Annotated in this window: 16 protein-coding genes and 1 pseudogene; 10 read left to right on the forward strand and 7 right to left on the reverse strand. The window is 69.9% G+C overall.

Features of this window, described 5'->3' with window-relative positions; translation table 11 throughout:
• The first annotated feature begins 61 nt into the window (after positions 1–61).
• Positions 62–555: pseudogene (locus ACLJQ7_RS03870) on the forward strand (hypothetical protein).
• On the opposite strand, the gene ACLJQ7_RS03875 reads toward ACLJQ7_RS03870, so the two are convergent.
• A complete protein-coding gene (locus ACLJQ7_RS03875; RefSeq protein ID WP_410646741.1) occupies positions 505–1,737 on the reverse strand; it encodes a helix-turn-helix domain-containing protein in 1,233 nt (410 codons plus the stop codon). The pseudogene ACLJQ7_RS03870 and the gene ACLJQ7_RS03875 sit on opposite strands and share 51 nt — an antisense overlap.
• Positions 1,738–1,847: 110 nt before the next feature.
• Here ACLJQ7_RS03875 and ACLJQ7_RS03880 point away from each other — a divergent pair, with 110 nt between their 5' ends.
• The gene (locus ACLJQ7_RS03880; protein WP_410646742.1) at positions 1,848–2,720 is read left to right on the forward strand and encodes an SGNH/GDSL hydrolase family protein; all 873 of its coding nucleotides are present in this window, start codon (positions 1,848–1,850) and stop codon (positions 2,718–2,720) included.
• Between the two features lie 185 nt (positions 2,721–2,905).
• Here the strand turns inward: ACLJQ7_RS03880 and ACLJQ7_RS03885 are convergent, their stop codons facing one another.
• Positions 2,906–4,087 (reverse strand): S8 family peptidase, encoded by a 1,182-nt coding sequence (locus ACLJQ7_RS03885; protein ID WP_410646743.1) that lies wholly within the window; start codon positions 4,085–4,087, stop codon positions 2,906–2,908.
• Positions 4,088–4,347: 260 nt separating this feature from the next.
• Between ACLJQ7_RS03885 and ACLJQ7_RS03890 the strand changes: the two genes are divergently transcribed.
• Positions 4,348–5,151 carry a pentapeptide repeat-containing protein gene (locus ACLJQ7_RS03890; RefSeq protein ID WP_410646744.1) on the forward strand — a complete coding sequence of 268 codons (804 nt, stop codon included), beginning with the start codon at positions 4,348–4,350 and terminating at the stop codon, positions 5,149–5,151.
• 5 nt (positions 5,152–5,156) lie between these two features.
• Here ACLJQ7_RS03890 and ACLJQ7_RS03895 read toward each other — a convergent pair whose 3' ends face one another.
• Positions 5,157–5,795: an SDR family NAD(P)-dependent oxidoreductase gene (locus ACLJQ7_RS03895; protein ID WP_410646745.1), complete on the reverse strand. Its 639-nt coding sequence runs from the start codon at positions 5,793–5,795 to the stop codon at positions 5,157–5,159.
• 115 nt (positions 5,796–5,910) lie between these two features.
• On the opposite strand from ACLJQ7_RS03895, the gene ACLJQ7_RS03900 reads away from it, so the two are divergent.
• A complete protein-coding gene (locus ACLJQ7_RS03900) occupies positions 5,911–6,864 on the forward strand; it encodes a helix-turn-helix transcriptional regulator (protein WP_410646746.1) in 954 nt (317 codons plus the stop codon).
• Here the strand turns inward: ACLJQ7_RS03900 and ACLJQ7_RS03905 are convergent.
• Entirely contained in the window at positions 6,843–7,781 is a 939-nt protein-coding gene (locus ACLJQ7_RS03905) for an AraC family transcriptional regulator (protein WP_410646747.1), read from the reverse strand. The genes ACLJQ7_RS03900 and ACLJQ7_RS03905 overlap by 22 nt on opposite strands.
• Positions 7,782–7,862: 81 nt before the next feature.
• Between ACLJQ7_RS03905 and ACLJQ7_RS03910 the strand changes: the two genes are divergently transcribed.
• Together ACLJQ7_RS03910 and ACLJQ7_RS03915 are read left to right on the forward strand one after the other, a co-directional pair.
• Entirely contained in the window at positions 7,863–8,690 is an 828-nt protein-coding gene (locus ACLJQ7_RS03910; protein ID WP_410646748.1) for an NmrA family transcriptional regulator, read from the forward strand.
• A 32-nt stretch (positions 8,691–8,722) separates the two neighbouring features.
• On the forward strand, positions 8,723–9,214 hold the full coding sequence (locus ACLJQ7_RS03915; protein WP_410646749.1) for a DUF1772 domain-containing protein: 492 nt from the start codon (positions 8,723–8,725) through the stop codon (positions 9,212–9,214).
• A 6-nt stretch (positions 9,215–9,220) separates the two neighbouring features.
• Here the strand turns inward: ACLJQ7_RS03915 and ACLJQ7_RS03920 are convergent, their stop codons facing one another.
• The 3 genes from ACLJQ7_RS03920 to ACLJQ7_RS03930 all read right to left on the reverse strand — a co-directional run bounded on the left by ACLJQ7_RS03920 (position 9,221) and on the right by ACLJQ7_RS03930 (position 12,422).
• Entirely contained in the window at positions 9,221–9,994 is a 774-nt protein-coding gene (locus ACLJQ7_RS03920) for an alpha/beta fold hydrolase (protein ID WP_410646750.1), read from the reverse strand.
• A gap of 71 nt (positions 9,995–10,065) precedes the next feature.
• The gene (locus ACLJQ7_RS03925) at positions 10,066–11,292 is read right to left on the reverse strand and encodes an RNA polymerase sigma factor (protein ID WP_410646751.1); all 1,227 of its coding nucleotides are present in this window, start codon (positions 11,290–11,292) and stop codon (positions 10,066–10,068) included.
• Positions 11,289–12,422, reverse strand: a complete 1,134-nt coding sequence (locus ACLJQ7_RS03930) for a glycosyltransferase (RefSeq protein WP_410646752.1) — start codon at positions 12,420–12,422, stop codon at positions 11,289–11,291. The genes ACLJQ7_RS03925 and ACLJQ7_RS03930 overlap by 4 nt, the downstream gene beginning before the upstream one ends.
• A 74-nt stretch (positions 12,423–12,496) precedes the next feature.
• On the opposite strand from ACLJQ7_RS03930, the gene ACLJQ7_RS03935 reads away from it, so the two are divergent.
• The 4 genes from ACLJQ7_RS03935 to ACLJQ7_RS03950 are packed head-to-tail and all read left to right on the forward strand — an operon-like array spanning position 12,497 to position 15,751.
• Entirely contained in the window at positions 12,497–13,522 is a 1,026-nt protein-coding gene (locus ACLJQ7_RS03935; protein WP_410646753.1) for a hypothetical protein, read from the forward strand.
• Between the two features lie 12 nt (positions 13,523–13,534).
• Positions 13,535–13,822 (forward strand): hypothetical protein, encoded by a 288-nt coding sequence (locus ACLJQ7_RS03940; protein ID WP_410646754.1) that lies wholly within the window; start codon positions 13,535–13,537, stop codon positions 13,820–13,822.
• A complete protein-coding gene (locus ACLJQ7_RS03945) occupies positions 13,819–15,219 on the forward strand; it encodes a WXG100 family type VII secretion target (protein ID WP_410646755.1) in 1,401 nt (466 codons plus the stop codon). Before ACLJQ7_RS03940 ends, ACLJQ7_RS03945 begins: the two co-directional genes overlap by 4 nt.
• The gene (locus ACLJQ7_RS03950) at positions 15,203–15,751 is read left to right on the forward strand and encodes a hypothetical protein (protein ID WP_410646756.1); all 549 of its coding nucleotides are present in this window, start codon (positions 15,203–15,205) and stop codon (positions 15,749–15,751) included. The genes ACLJQ7_RS03945 and ACLJQ7_RS03950 overlap by 17 nt, the downstream gene beginning before the upstream one ends.
• Position 15,752 lies beyond the last annotated feature (1 nt).

Consider the following 15,752-nt stretch of genomic DNA (forward strand, 5'->3'; position numbering starts at 1 on the left):
CCAAGAGGTCCGGCCGAGCATTCTCGCGCTGTTGCACCGTCTTCCGCAGGCGGCGGCGATCGTGCTGTCGGCGACCTACGACGTGCTCGCCTGGAACGACCTCGCCGCCGCGTTGATGGAGGACTTCTCCGCCCTGCCCCGGCGGGACCGCAACCTCGTGCGCCGGGCGTTCCTCGGGCCGCGGCCGGACGGGCGGCGGCTCTACGGGGTGTCCGATGTGGACGAGTTCTCCGCGAGCGCGGTCCGCAATCTCCGGGCCACCGCGGGCCGGTATCCCGACGATCCCGAGGTCACCGGGCTGATCCGGGAACTCCTCGACGGCAGCGAGGACTTCGCCCGCTGTGGGCCGCGCACGACGTGTGCGCGGCGCCCACCCTGTGCAAGACATTCCGGCATCCGGTGGTCGGCCCGATCAGCGTGAACTGCGACGTCCTGGACATCTCCGATCGCGACCAGCAGGTCGTGATCTACACCGCCGACCCCGGAACGCCGTCGGAGAACGCGTTACGCCTGCTGTCCGTCGTCGGGACGCAGCGGATGGACGCCCCGCGCTGAGTGTTTTGTAGGTTCCCTCGATACCAGCGGATCGATCCTCAGCGCGATCGCCAGCGCGAATCGCCCTGCCGGATCGTCGATCGTGCCGCCGAAGAGCGTCCGCAGCTGCCGGATCCGGTACCGGACGGTCTGGACGTGGACGTGCAGTTCGACGCCGATCGCCTGCGGCTGGTCCGGCCGGGCGAGCCATGCGGCGAGGGTCGCGGTGAGCCGTCGCCTCGCCGGTTCCGGCAGACCGGCCAACGGCGCGAGGACGTCTTTCGCGAACTCGGCGGCGAGTTCGGGATCGGCGGTCACCAGCAGATCGATGCGGTGGTCGACGGTGTGCACCAGCGGGCTGTCGCCGAGCGCGCCGGTGCGCGTCAGCCGCCACAGCGCGCTCGCCCGGCGGGCGCTGAGCGCGGCCGAGCGAAGCGGCACGACCGGGCCGACTCCGGCCTGGTCTTCGCCGAGCAGGTCCCGCAAGCGGCCGAGGTACCACTCGAGCCGGTCGGCGGGCATGACCACCGCGGTCAGGTCGTGGTGACGGCCGATCAGCACCCGGCCCGGCATCCGGTCGAGCAGCTGTGGTGCGACATCGGCTCTGGTGACGGCGATGACAAGCCTGCCAGGCAGCACCCACGCGGCTTGGCTCGCGGCGTCGTCGAGCTGGTCGCGGGTGGCGGCCGGTTCGCCGAGCAGGAGACCGAGGAGCCGGTCGCGGCGCGCTTGTCCGGCCCGCGCCGCTTGTGATCGCGCTTCGGCGTACCCGTCGGCGGCCGCCGCGGAGAGTTCCGCGATGAAGGCGAACAGCGCTTCACCGAGTTCGACGATCGCCTGGGTCGGCAGATCCACGGCAGGCGCCGCCGAGGTGAGCTGCCGCCAGACACCCAGCGCCGCCGATTGGTAGAAGCCGAGCATCTCCTCGAGGCTGCGGCCGGCGGTGTGCTGGGCCCGGCCCTGCGCCCGGTAGACCTCCCGGTCGGTGGTGATGTCGGGATGACCGATCTCGCTGAAGAACGCGTGCAAGGCGACGTCGAGGGTGACCTGGAGGTTCGCGGCCGTGCGGTCGTCCAGCGGGGTCCGCAGCCCGGCGCGGACCTGGTCCATCGCGGCGGACGCGATCGCGGTGGTGTCCGGCTCCAGCCGGGTCAGCACTGAAGCGTCCAGCCTTCGCCAGGGCTGTGCCGACGCCTTCGTCATAGAGGGAACCTACAAAACCTCGATCAAGAACGCGCGCCTCCGTTCTAGTGGTTTTCCGCTGCTCAGCGGACGCTGATCGCGGCATTCGACGACGCATGCAGGAGGCGGCAGTGACACGTACGCGCTGGGGAAGACTCGCCCGGATCGCCGCGGTGGCGGGCACCGCACTGACCCTCGTCGGAATCGGGACACCGGCCCTCGCGACGGCGGAACGGCAGGTGTACGTCGCGATGGGTGACTCGTTCTCGGCGGGCTCGGTGGTGCTGCCGCAGTCCGATCTGCTCACCTGCGCGCGGTCGGCGATCAACTACGCCGGACTGTTGGCGAAGCAGATCGACGTCGACGAACTGCGCGACGTCACCTGCGGCGCGGCGACCACGTCCCATTTCACCAACCCGCAGAAGGGCATCGTCTCCGGCACCAACCCGCCGCAGTACGACGCGCTCTCGGCCGACACGACACTGGTGACCGTCGGGATCGGCGGTAACGACGTCGGCCTGGTCGGGCTCGCCACGTCGTGCGTGAACCTGCTGCCGGTGGGCGCCTCCTGCAAGGCGGCCAACACCACGGGCGGGGTGGACGAGTACGCTACCAGGATCGACGCCTTCGCCGCGACTTACGGCACGGTCATCGAGCAGATCCGCCAGCGCGCCCCGCGGGCCGAGATCGTCATGGTGGGCTACCCGACCGGCATCAAACCGGGCGGATGCTGGCCACTCGTCCCGGTCCTGCCGCAGGACGCCGACTACATCCAGGCCAACATCGACCGGCTCAACGCGCGGATGGCCGAGCAGTCCGCCGCGCACGGCGCGAAGTACGTCGACATCCGGACGCCGAGCATCGGTCACGACGCCTGCCAGCCGATCGGCGTCAAATGGATCGAGGGACTGATCCCGTCGGTGGTCAACAACAGCTTCGCCCCGCTGCACCCGAACGCCGCCGGGCTCGCGGCCGTGGTGCCGAGCATCCGGAAGGTGCTGTAGCGCACCACCCTTCACGGCGGCTGCGCGGGAAGGGCCCCCTTCCCAGTACATGAAGGCCCCCTTCCTTGCGCCAGGCGCAAGGAAGGGGGCCTTCATGTACTGGGAGACAACTGGTCCGTGAAGGCCTCCTTGAGGGACCCAGAGTCCCTCAAGGAGGCCTTCACGGACCGGACCTGGGCGAGCCGTCAGGCGGTCGGCGCCCAGTACAGGAGCCGGTTCGGCGAGCCGGAGCCCGGGTTGGTCACCTTGCCGGGGGTGGCCGCGTTGATCAGCGCGGTGGCCACCTGCGCGGGCGTGGCGCTCTTGTTGTTCTGCAGGAACCGGGCGGCGACGCCGACCACGTGCGGGGTCGCCATCGACGTGCCGCTGATGGTGTTCGTCGCGGTGTCGCTGGTGTGCCACGACGACGTGATGTTCGTGCCCGGCGCGAAGATGTCCACGACGCTGCCGTAGTTGGAGAAGCTGGAGCGCGCGTCGGTGTTGGTGGACGAGCCGACGGTGATGGCCTGGGTCACGCGGGCGGGGGAGAAGCCCGAGGCGTTCGAGTTGGAATTCCCGGCGGCCACGCCGTAGGTGACGCCCGCGGCGATCGACCGGCGGACGGCGTCGTCGAGCGTGGTGGAGGCGCCGCCGCCGAGGCTCATGTTGGCCGCGGCCGGTTTGACGTGGTTCTTGGTGACCCAGTCGATGCCCGCGATCACGCCGGCGGTGGTGCCGCTGCCGGAGTTGTTGAGCACACGGACGCCGTAGACCGTCGCGCCCTTGGCGATGCCGTATTGCGACCCGGCGATGGTGCCCGCGACATGGGTGCCGTGGCCGTTGCCGTCCTGGGCGACGGCGTCGTTGTCAACGAAGTCGTGGCCGTTACGGGCGCGGCCGCCGAAGGTCTGGTGGCTGATCCGCAAGCCGGTGTCGATCACGTAGACGTTCACGCCCGCGCCAGTGCTGGTGTAACTGTATTTCTGGTCGAGCGGGAGGTTACGCTGGTCGACGCGGTCAAGGCCCCAGGACGGCGGGTTGACCTGCGTCGCGTCGGCGCGCACGACCTGGTTCTGCTCGACCGACGCCACCGACGGGTCGGCGGCGAGCCGCTTGGCCTGCCGTTCCGACAGCGTCGCGGAGAAGCCCTTGAGCGAGCTGCTGTAGACCTGCTCCACCTTCGCGCCGAAGCGGTTCGCCAGCGCGTCGACGACACCGCCGTCCTTCAGGGTGACGATGTAGCTGTTCGGGATCGCTTCGGCGGATCCCGCGGCGAGGATCCGTCCTTCGGCGGCTTGGGCCGGAGCGGCGGTCACGCTGATCGCCACCGCGACCGCGCTCACCATTCCGGCACGCGACAGCCAACGTGCTTGTCTCGTCTCTCGCATGTGTTCGTCCTGTCGTTCGCAGAGGACCGGCCGGTCAAGACCACAGCGGCGGAAAGCGGTCCGGCACGACCGCATGGGACGGCACCTGCCGAATCCCACGAAAATCGAGGCTATTGAGCGGCCGAGATGTCCGATATCGACTGAACGGGGCAGCATCCGACCTTCGTCTGGCGGCCATTGGCGGCGGGTGCCCTGCACGGAAAGTGCTCTCCGTACCCTGGGCTGGAACACCTTGCCGAACATCTGGAGCCCGAACCACCGTGCCAGCCCTTTCCAGCCTGCGAGCCGACTGCGAGAACTGCTTCGGCCTCTGCTGTGTCGTCCCGGCCTTCGCGGCGTCGGCCGATTTCGCGATCACCAAACCGGCCGGTCAGGCGTGCCCGAACCTGCGGGAGGACTCCCGGTGCGGCATCCACGACAAGCTCCGCAAGAAGGGCTTCACCGGCTGCACGGTCTATGACTGCTTCGGCGCGGGCCAGAAGGTTTCCCAGGTCACCTTCGACGGCGAGGACTGGCGGAAGGCACCGAAGACGGCGAAGTCGATGTTCGCCGTCTTCCCGGTCATGCGAGACCTGCAGGAACTGCTCTACTACCTCACCGAGGCGGCCGCGCTGCCGACGTCCGCGCCCATCCGCGACGACCTGGCCGAGATGATCGACCGGACCGAGCGGATGACGCTGGACACGCCCGGCGTGCTGAGGAAGCTGGACGTCCCCACGCATCGGGCGGCGGTGAACGGGCTGCTGGTGCGCGCCAGCGAGTTCGCCCGCGCCGCCGTGCCGGGCAAGAAGAAGGACCGGCGCGGCGCCGACCTCATCGGCGCGAAACTGAAGGGCGCGAATCTGCGCGGTGCGCTGTTGCGCGGGGCGTACCTGATCGGGGCGGACCTGCGGGGAGCCGATCTCCGGCAGGCCGACGTCACCGGGGCGGACCTGCGTGACGCCGACATCCGCGGCGCGGACTTCCGTGACGCGCTCTTCCTCATCCAGTCCCAGCTGGACGCGGCGAAGGGCGACGCGACGACGAAGCTGCCGGAGTCGCTCACCCACCCGGCGCACTGGTAGCCGTTCTATCCGTTGTGGACTATCTCCTGCTGCCAGGCGTCTCGTGGCTCGGTGTGCAGCCGCCAGTAGTGCTCGGCGATGTCGTCGGGGTCGAACGGCGTGCCTTTCGCGACCGGGCCGGCGACGGTCACCGTCGCGACGTGCACTCCCGACGGACCGAACTGCGTGTCCAGCAGGGAAACCAGTGCCCGCACGCCGGCCTTGCCGAGAGAGAGGCTTGTGTACGCGGGCACGGCTTCGGGCATCCCGCCGGTCACGATGATGGTGCCCGAGCCGCGTTCGGCCATCCCCGGCGCGACATGGGCCGCGGTGGTGATCGCTCCGACGACGTTGACCGACCACGCCGCGAGGTGCCGTTCGACGGAAAGCTCTCCGGGGGCGTCGGCCTGGATGATCGCCGCGTTGTAGACCACGACGTCGGGTTCGCCGTGCTCGCGCGCGGCGGTGTCGAGGGCGGCTTTGAGGGACTTCTCGTCGGTGACGTCGGCGGTGAGTGCCAGCGCGGTCCCGAGCTCGGCGGCCAGCGGCTCCAGGGTCGCCGCGCCGCGGGCCATCACGGTGATCGGCAGCCCTTCCCGGGCGAACCGGTGCGCGACCGAGCGGCCGATACCCGGTCCCGCACCGATGATCACTACGCCTGCCATGGGCTTCTCCTTCCGGGTGGGGTGCGGTGACCGTAGGGCCTGACATCGATGTGAAGGTCAAGTCCGCGCCGCAAAGTGTTCACCGGGTGAGCGGTTTGCCTGCGAGACTGGGCGTATGCGTGCCGATCGCCTCGTGGCCACCCTCCTGCTGATGCAGGCCCGTGGCCGCGTCACGGCCGCCGAACTGGCCGGGGAACTCGAGATCTCGGTCGCCACCGCCCGGCGTGACCTGGAGGCGTTGTCCGCCGCGGGGGTGCCGGTGTACCCGCAGGCCGGCCGTGGCGGCGGCTGGTCGCTGGTCGGCGGCGCGCGGACCGACCTCAGTGGACTGTCGGCGTCGGAGGCTCAGGCGTTGTTCCTGCTCGCGGGCCCGGCCGCGTCGATCTCGCCCGAAGTCAAATCCGCGCTGCGGAAGCTGGTCCGGGCCCTGCCCGACACCTTCCGCGCCGACGCGCAGGCCGCCGCGGACGCCGTCGTCATCGACCCGTCGCGGTGGGGCGAGCGGGAGAAGGAACGCCCCGAACTGCTCGCCGTGCTGCAGGCCGGGATCGTCCAGCGCCGCAAAGTCCGCTTCGGCTACGCGAAGAAGGGCGCGGAACCGGTCGAGCGGGTCGTGGATCCGTGGGGACTCGTGGACAAGGACGACATCTGGTACCTCATCGCCGGCACCGAGAAAGGGCAGCGCACCTTCCGGGTCGACCGCATGTCCGACGCCGAGGTCAGCGACCTTCCCGCCGGTCGGCCGGATGACTTCGAGCTTGCGCGGGCCTGGGAGCAGGTCGTCGACCGGGTCGAGGAACGTCGTGCGGGGCTGGACGCGACCGTGCTCATCGCCGAGCGGCATCTGCCGATCCTTCAGGACCATTTCGGACGGCAGGCGCGCGTCGAGGAGACGCTCGACGACGGACGCGTGCGGGTGACGGTGTCCGCGCCGGTGGCGTGGATGATCGCCCAGCAGCTCGCGGGCTGGGGCTCGATGATCGAAGTGCTGGGGCCGCCGTCGGTACAGGCGGAACTCGCGCGGATCGGCGCGGAACTGGTCGAGCGTTACGCGACGCCGGCGCGGTAACGCTGAGGGCTGACGCCGTGTTCGCGTTTGAACGCGGTGCTGAGCGCGAACGAACTGCCGTAGCCGACCTGGCGGGCGACCGCGCCGATCGTGACGTCGGGATGCTGGCGCAGGAGATCCGCGGCGAGCGCGATACGCCAGCTCGCGAGGTACGCCATCGGCGGTTCGCCCACCGCGGTGGTGAACCGGCGGGCGAACGCGGCACGGGAAACTCCGGTGTCGGCCGCGAGGCTGGCCACGGTCCACGGTTCGGAAGGCTTGTGCTGCAACAGTTTCAGCGCTCGCCCGACGATCGGGTCGCTGTGCGCGCGATACCAGGCCGGCGCTTCGGCGCCGGGCCGGTCGAACCAGGTCCGCAGCGCGGCGACCAGAAGCAGGTCGAGCACCCGGTCCAGGACGGCTTCCTGGCCGGGCGTGTCCTTGACGATCTCCCCGGCGAGCAGTGGCACGAGCGGGTTGTCCCACTCCTCGTCCCGCACGACGAGCAGTGACGGCAACGCGTTGAGGAGCCGTTTGCTGATCTCCCCTTCCAGCGGATAGGTGCCGGTGAGCAGGACGACGGGGCCGTCCGGATCGCCGCCCCAGGTGCGGACGCCGAGATCGGACAGCTCGGTGAGGTGCCGTCCGTCCGGGGTCAAACATTCCTGTCCCGGCAGGATCATCGCCTGCGGTGGCGTTGCCGGGTCGTCCGCGACGAGGTACGGGTCCGGACCGCGCGCGATGGCGATGTCGCCGGTGCCGAGGCGGACCGCGTCCCCGTGATCGGGCACGACCCAGGACTCCCCGCGAACCTGCGCCATCACCGTGAGCGGTGCCTCGTCCTCGACGCGCAGCGACCACGGCGGGGTCATGACCGACTTCAGCAGGAACGCGCCGCGGGCGCGAGGTCCGTCGAGCAGACCGGCGAGGGGATCCATATCGGGCAGTGTAGACGATGAAACATGGAAGAGAGCCTTTGAACTATGTTCCGTCTCATTCGGAGACGCTTGACTAAGGACATGACAGAGACGAAGAACAACGAGACGGTCCTGGTCCTCGGCGCTACCGGCAAGACGGGGAGCCGGGTGGCGCAGCGCCTGAGCGAGCAGGGCGTCGAGGTCCGTAAGGCGTCGCGCCCCGGGTTCGACTGGAACGACCGCTCGACCTGGACGGCGGCGGTGACCGGAGTCAGCGCGGCTTACGTGACCTACTACCCCGACCTCGCCTTCCCCGGTGCCGCCGAAGCGATCCGCGACTTCTCGAAGCTGGCCGTCGAACACGGCGTCCGGCGGCTGGTCCTGCTGTCCGGCCGCGGCGAGGAGGAGGCCGTGATCAGCGAACAGGGGGTGCGGGACTCCGGTGCCGAGTGGACGGTCGTGCGGGCCAGTTGGTTCGCGCAGAACTTCAGCGAGCACTTCCTGCTGGAACCGGTGCTCGCCGGGGAGATCGTGCTGCCCGCCGGGCAGGTGACCGAACCGTTCATCGACGTCGAGGACATCGTCGACGTCGTGGTGACCGCGCTGACCACCGACGGGCACGACGGCGAGGTGTACGAACTGACCGGGCCCCGGTTGCTGGGTTTCGCGGACGCGGCGGCCGAAATCGGCAAGGCTTCGGGGCGGGAGATCCAGTACATTCCGGTTTCCGCCGCGGAGTTCGCCGCGGGAGCGGCCGAACAGGGCGTGCCGGAGGAAGAGATCGAGGGCCTGACCGACCTGTTCACCCGAGTCCTCGACGGCCGGAACGAATCCCTCACCGGTGACGTCGAGAAGGTGCTGGGCAGGCCCGCGAGGGACTTCTCCGAGTACGCCGCGAAAGCCGCGGCCACCGGGGTCTGGAATCGATGAAACGAACGGGAATCGGAAGGGAGGCGACAGGAATGGCGACGCTGAGCGAGATCGTCCTGATCGCGGCCGTCATCACGGCGGGGTTGATCGCGGGCTTGTTCTACGCCTACACGTGCTCGGTCATGCCTGGGCTGGGCCGGGCCGACGCCCGGACCTATGTGACCGGGATGCGGGAGATCAACATCGCCATCCTCAACGGCTGGTTCGCGATCAGCTTCGGCGGCGCGCCGTTGCTCGCCGCGGCGGCCGCGGCACTGCACTTCCGGTCGGAACTGCGGCCCGCGCTGCCGTGGATCATCGCGGGGTTCATCCTGCTGCTGGTGATGCTGATCGTGACGATGGCGATCAACGTGCCGTTGAACAACGCGCTCGAAGCCGGTTTCGACGGCGACAAAACCGACTTCGAGGCGCTGCGGGCGAAGTTCGAGGGTGTCTGGGAGCGGTGGAACCTGGTCCGGACCTTGGCCGCGATCGGCGGCTTCGGCGCGCTGGTGGGCGGGCTGATCGTGCACGTCCGCGCCTGACGCGTGTCAGGCGTCGAGAATCTCCCGGATCAGCGGAGCGAACGCGGCGGCCTCGGCGGCGAAACCGCCGTGGTCACCGGGGAAGTAGGTCGGATCCAGCCCGAGGCGGCCGGCGGCGAGCACCGCGGCCTCATGTGCGGGCTGCCCGGCCGATTCCTTGCCCACACCGACGACGATCCGGGTCCCCGACGCCTTCAAGGCCGCGTAGTCCGGGGTGTAGTTCCCGATCATCGCCATCAGGTGGACGATGAAGAACTCGAAGTTCCTCCGCATCTCCGGTGGGAGATCGCCTTCGCCCGCCTCGAAACCGGCGTCGGCCATGAACTTCGCCATCGCCGCCTCGATGCCATGCTCACGGTGGATGCGCAGCAGCTCGTCGGGATCGATGTCGGGCTGCTCGTCCAGCAGGCTCGTCAGCGGCGGTTCGTGCGCGACGAGCGTCTTCACCCGCCCGGGACGGCGGGCAACGAGCTCGAAAGCCTGCATGCAACCACCGCTGGACGCGAAGATCGCCGCGGGTTCCTCGCTCACGCTGTCGAGCAGGCGGAGCGCGTCGTCGGCGTGGGCCTCGATCCGCTGCTGCTCGCCGGGATCATCGAGGGTGCTGCGGGAGATTCCGCGCGGGTCGTAGGTGATCACCGTGTAGTGCTGCGCGAGCAGGCCCGCGATCGGCGCGAACATGCCGGAATCGGCCGCGCCACCGGGGATGCACAGTAGCGCCGGACCGCTGCCGGTGACGGTGTGGTGGAGCCGGGCGCCGGAAACGTCGAGAACGGCCATCGGATGACCCCTTCCTCTTCGGGACTTGTCGTCCCTCCGACGAACGGGGTCACCGGGGACAGACACCCGCGTCAGGAGATTTCGGCGAGTTTCCCCGACAGGTAGGCGCGCTCGGCATCCGTACCGGCGAGCGCGAGCGCCTCGCGGTAGGCGCCGGCGGCCTCATCGAGCCGGCCGAGACGCCGCAGCAGGTCCGCGCGGGTCGCCGGAAGCAGGTGGTAGCCCGGAAGACTGCCGGCGAGCTTGTCGACCAGCACGAGCCCGGCTTCGGGACCCTCGGCCATGGCGACGGCGACGGCGCGGTTCAGCTCGACGACCGGCGAGGGCACGAAACGCAGCAGTTCCCCGTAGAGGGCGGCGATCTGTGCCCAATCGGTCTCGGACGCGTGCGCCGCCGTCGCGTGGCAGGCGGCGATGGCGGCCTGGATCTGGTACTGCCCGGGGACGCCGCGGCGGAGCGCGGACTCCAGCAGCTCGGTGCCTTCGGCGATCTCGGCGGCGTTCCAGCGGCCGCGGTCCTGGTCTTCGAGTGAGACGAGGGTGCCGTCACCGTCGATCCGCGTGGAACGCCGGGCGTCGTGCAGGAGCACCAGGGCCAGCAGCCCGAGGACCTCCGGTTCACCGGGCATCAGGTCCGCGAGGACCCGGGCCAGCCGGATGGCTTCCGCGGACAGGTCGGGCCGGAGCAGATCGGTGCCGGCGCTGGCCGAGTAGCCCTCGTTGAACAACAGGTACAACATTCCCAGCACCGCGGCCGTGCGTTCGGGCAGCAGCTCCGCGGGCGGGACCCGGTACGGGATTCCCGCGGCGCGGATCTTGCGTTTCACCCGGACCAGACGCTGCGACATCGTCGCCTCGGAGACGAGGAAGGCGCGAGCGATCTCGGCGGTGGTGAGCCCGGCCAAGGTCCGCAGCGCGAGCGCGACCTGGCCCTCCAGCGGCAATGCGGGATGGCAGCAGGTGAAGATCAGCCGGAGCCTGTCGTCGTGGACGCCGCTCTCGTCCCCCTCCGGCTCGGCGGGAACGTCCAATCCGGCGGCTTCCCGCAGTTTCGCCGCGCCGACGGCCTCGCGCCGGATCCGGTCGGTGGCCCGGTTGCGTGCCGCCGTGGTCAGCCAGGCGCCGGGTTTCGCCGGGACACCGTCGCGGGGCCAGGTGCGCAACGCGAGCGCGAACGCCTCCTGGACGCATTCCTCGGCGAGATCCCAGTCTCCGGTGACCCGGATCAGCGTGGCGATCACCTGTCCCGACTCCTCACGGAACGCCCGGGTGATCACGGCGTCGAGGTCGGTACTCACCGGAGCAGACCTTCCAGAAGCGGGACGATCTTCTCCGGCGGCGGGTACGCGGTGACCTCGTCGCGCAACCGCGCGGCCGCCTCCAGGTAGGACGGTTCCCGCAGCACTGTGGCCACGGCGTCGCGGATGTCTTCCGGTGTGGCTTCGAGGACGTCGAGGACGATGCCGAGCCCGAGTTCGGTGACCCGGTCGCCGTTGTGGGGCTGGTCGGCGCCCATCGGGAGCAGCACCATCGGCAGCCCGTGGGCGATCGCGCCCAGCAGGCTGCCCGAACCACCGTGGGTGAGGGCCGCGTCGCAGTACGGGAGGACGTCGTCCTGCGGCAGGTACCTCGTGAGATGGACGTGCTCCGGTTGAGGGCCGAACTCGGCGGGGTCGATGAGGTTCCCGACGGTCACCACACACGTCGCGTCGACGTCCTTCAGCCCGGCCAGCGCCCGCGCGAACAGGTCACCGGATTCGGTGTTGAAGATCGTGCCGAGGGTGAAGTAGACCGTCGGGCGGCCCTCGACGTGCCAGTCCGGCGCCGGTCCACGACCGGGAACGGGATCGTGGAACGGCTGTGCTGTCGGCGGCAACGGAAACCGCGGATCGCGGAGACTCATGGGGAACGGCGAGAGCACGAGATGGCGATAGGCCATGTCGAGGTTCCGCTGCGGCGGAAGCCCGTGGGAGGCACGGACCTCGTTGAGCGCGTCGTCCACCAGTCCGGGACGGATGAGGACACCCGCCGCCATGACCAGGACGGTCGCGTGAGGGAGATCGAGCTTTTCGGCCGCGATCATCGCGCCGTGATCGGCTTCGTCGCAGACGAGCAGATCGGGTGTCCAGTCTTCGCAGAGCGCCAAGACGTCTTTCGCGCGCAGGGGTGCGGTGCGGCGGACGAACCCGTCGCGGAGGTCGGCGTCCTCGCGGTCCCTGTCGACAGGCAGCAACGGGCGACGGCGGCCGTCACCGCCGAGGTTGGGCCCCGAGGGGAACGCGGCGAATCCCGTCGCCTCGACGATCGGGACCATGAACGGCTCGCCGGTGAACGCGATCGTGTGGCCCGCGTCGGCGAGCGCGCGGGCGAGGGGGAGCAGGGGCCGGAAGTGACCGTTGCCGCCGGCGAAGGTGAACAGGACACGCATGCGATCGACCCTATCGGCGGTCTTCCCGGCGTTGCCCCGCTTTTCGCACGGGCGGGCAGCGCTACCCTGCTGCGGTGATCGATACGGACGCCGACGAGGTCCGGCTGTGTGCGCTGGAGGGCTGCGAGAATCCCTTGCCCCCGCCGGCGGTGGACGCCGACGGGAAACGCAAGGGCGGCAGGCCTTCGGCTTACTGCGGCAAGACCCACGCCGACGCCGCGTCGCGCGCCCGGCGGGCGGCCGCCGTGGCGAGCGTGGCCGATCCGCTGCTGGAGGTCCGCCGGATCGCCGACGAGTTCACCCCGGCCGCGGCGTCGCTCGTGGAACTGCTGGACGCCATGCGCTCGCGATTCGACAACGCCGCCGAGGCGGCTCTCGGCCGGGTTACCGAAGCCGAAACCGACGCGGCCGCGGCCCGGCGCGAGGCCGAGGACGCGCAGCAGGCGGCGGCGAAGGCCGACACCGCTCGCGCGACCGCGCTGGCGGCGTCCCGCGACGACAAGATGGCCAAGGCCAAAGCGGAACGCGTCGCCGAAGAGGCGCTGAAGGACGCCGAGGAGACCCGCCGGCGTTCGTGGGCCGAAGTCGCCGCGCACGAACGTGGCCGGGGCGCCGCCGAAGCCGCGACCGTGGCGGCCGAACGCGCCCGCGACGCGCTGGTGTCCGACCTCCGGACGCTGCGCGAGGACTTCGCGGCCGTCCGGGAGGAGAAGACCCGGCTTTCGGCGGAACTCGGCGAGCGGGACACGGCTCTGGCCAGGGCGGTCGCGGAACTCGAAGCGCTGCTGGACCGGCTCGACGAGGCGAAGGCCAGGGCGACGGTGTCCGAAAAGGACTGTGCCGCCGCGCGGGCGGAATCGGCCGCGCTGCGTGGAGATCTGGACCGTGTCCGAGCCGAACTCGCTCAGGAGCACACGGCCAGGAGTCTCGCCGAAGCCCGGGCGACGGCCCTGGCCGAAGAACTGGAGCGCGCACAGGCCCGTGCCGTCGCGGATCAGGCGCGATACGACGACGTCGTCCGGCAACTGGCCGAACTCGCCCGTCCTCCGGTCGTCGAAGAATCGCCCAAATCGCCTGTGGAGGCCTCCGAGCTCAAGTAGAGTCCACCGGCTGTGAGCGGGTACGAGGTCCAGATCGGTCAGCTGCGGAACGCGGCCAAGGCGGCGGGATCCGCCGCGGACCAGGCCAGAGCCGTGGAACCGGGCACCGGCGTGGAGGCGATCGCGACGGCGCTGCCCGGTGGTGAGGCCGCGAAGAGCGCGCCGACGCTGGCGTCGACGTTCACCGAGCGGGCGAAGGGGTGGGCCGGCGAGATCGACGGCTGGAGCGACTCGATCACGAAGGCCGCGAACACCTACTCCGAAAACGAGAACTCCGCGAAGGAGGCATTCGGAGGATGACGATCGGCTACGACGACGTCCGCAAATGGGACGCCGAGGCGCTCGACACGACGGCCACCAACCTGAGTGGGCGGCGGGACAAGCTCGTCGGGTTGCAGGACGAACTCGACGACGCCCGGAAACTGCCCGATTGGCGCGGCGCGGCCGGTGAGCGCGCCCGCGGTTCGCTGGGCGACACGCGGAACAAGGCCGAGGTCCTGGTCGCGGAACTGTCCGCCGTCGAAACCGCCCTGCAGAACGCGTCGGACGAGGTGACCGCCCTCAAGAGCAGGGTCGCCAACAACGACTCCCTCGCCCATACCTACCAGTTCCGCATCGCCGCCGACGGCGCGCTCGTGGACGACAAACCCGCCGACCCGCCGCCGAAATCGCGGTTCGAGGCCGAAGAGTACGCCGAGTCCCGACGGCACCGCGAAACCATCAGGACGCAGCTGAAGCAGGAAACCAAGGCGATCCTCACGGCGGCGAACAACATCGACGCCGCCCTCGCCCGGGTGATGCGACTCGCGCAGGACGGCGAGATCAGCGACGACGGAGCGACCACCCTCGCAGGAGCGAAGAAGAGCGGGGAGATCGACGCCAAGGTGATCGAGATGGAGCAGTCCCTGCGCGAGGCGGGGCTGCTGACCGGGCCACCCGCGTCCGGGCACTACCGGCAGTGGCTCGAGAACGCCGTACGCCGGGGCGTGTCGATCGACACCATCAAGAAGATCGCCGACGAACACGACATCACGCCCGAGGACTTCAAGGTCCTCGACGGTATGGAAGAGATCCGCGAGGACGAGGACGGCGACGGGACGTTCAAGTCGTACTTCCTGATGCCGACCGGCATCAGCGGGGACGACGCCGCCAAGGCGGTCCGGATGACCTACATCCTGAACGCGGGCACCGACTACGGCACCGAAGGCGAGAAGACCGACTTCGCGCCGACCCCGTACGGATCCGAGGAGCTGCGGCGGATCACCGACCGGCAACGGGAGAACTCCTGGAGCTACGACGACGACGTGGGCTTCGTGCACGGCAACGGCGGGCGGCTGGTGACCACCCCGAACGGCATGATGATGGGCCTTGGCGGGAACCTCGTCCAGGACCAGTTCAGCCAGCAAGGTGGAACCGCCTGGGGTGACACGTTCATGCTGAACATCGACGACGCGAAGGATCCGGCGCAGCAACTCCGAGAGGTCGTGAAGTCGGGCAACGCCTGGTACGAGGGCGACAACGGCGCGTCCGAGGGTTCGCTCGACTTGGACCGGTTGCTGCACCACGAGGAGCGCCACTCCCAGCAATGGGCGCGCGAAGGCTATGCCGGCTTCCTCGCCTCCTACGCGTGGGAGCAGGTCACCGGCGGCAACGAAACCGAGGAAGACGCGGGACTGACCGATGGCGGATATCACTAGGGGTTCGCGCGTCGCCTGCGCCGCCTTGCTCGTGGTGGCGGTGACCGCGGCGTGCGACACCAGGGCGCAGTTCGCGCCGTCGCTGCCACCGGAGGCCGGATTCCGGGTCGAGGACGGTGTGCTGAAACTGTGGACGGGAACTCCGTGCGAGGGCGTCACCGGTCTGAGGCTGACGTTCGACTCCGGCACCCAGGCGAGCACCGAACAGGTGTGGACCGCGCCGCGGCCGGGGGTACGGGTCGAGCACCTGGACCTGCTCGGGGTGTCCTTTCCGGATACCGGTGGCCCGCTCCAGATACGGACACCGCTGCCCGCGGGGTACGACTGGACCAAGGCAGGGTCGGTCAGTGTCGCCGTCGACGGCCCGAAGGCGAACGGCGCCAAGGCCGACGTCGCCCAGGTGCTGCGTGAGTCGGCCCAGCATCCGTCCGGCAGGTACCTGTTCGGCCGGAGCGGCTGGCTGGACGCGGCGGCCGTGCAGCGCGAGAACCGGAAGTCGTTCCTGACCATCTGCACTCCCGACCCGGAGTGAC

Source organism: Amycolatopsis sp. cmx-4-54, assembly GCF_046548895.1.
GTDB lineage: Bacteria > Actinomycetota > Actinomycetes > Mycobacteriales > Pseudonocardiaceae > Amycolatopsis.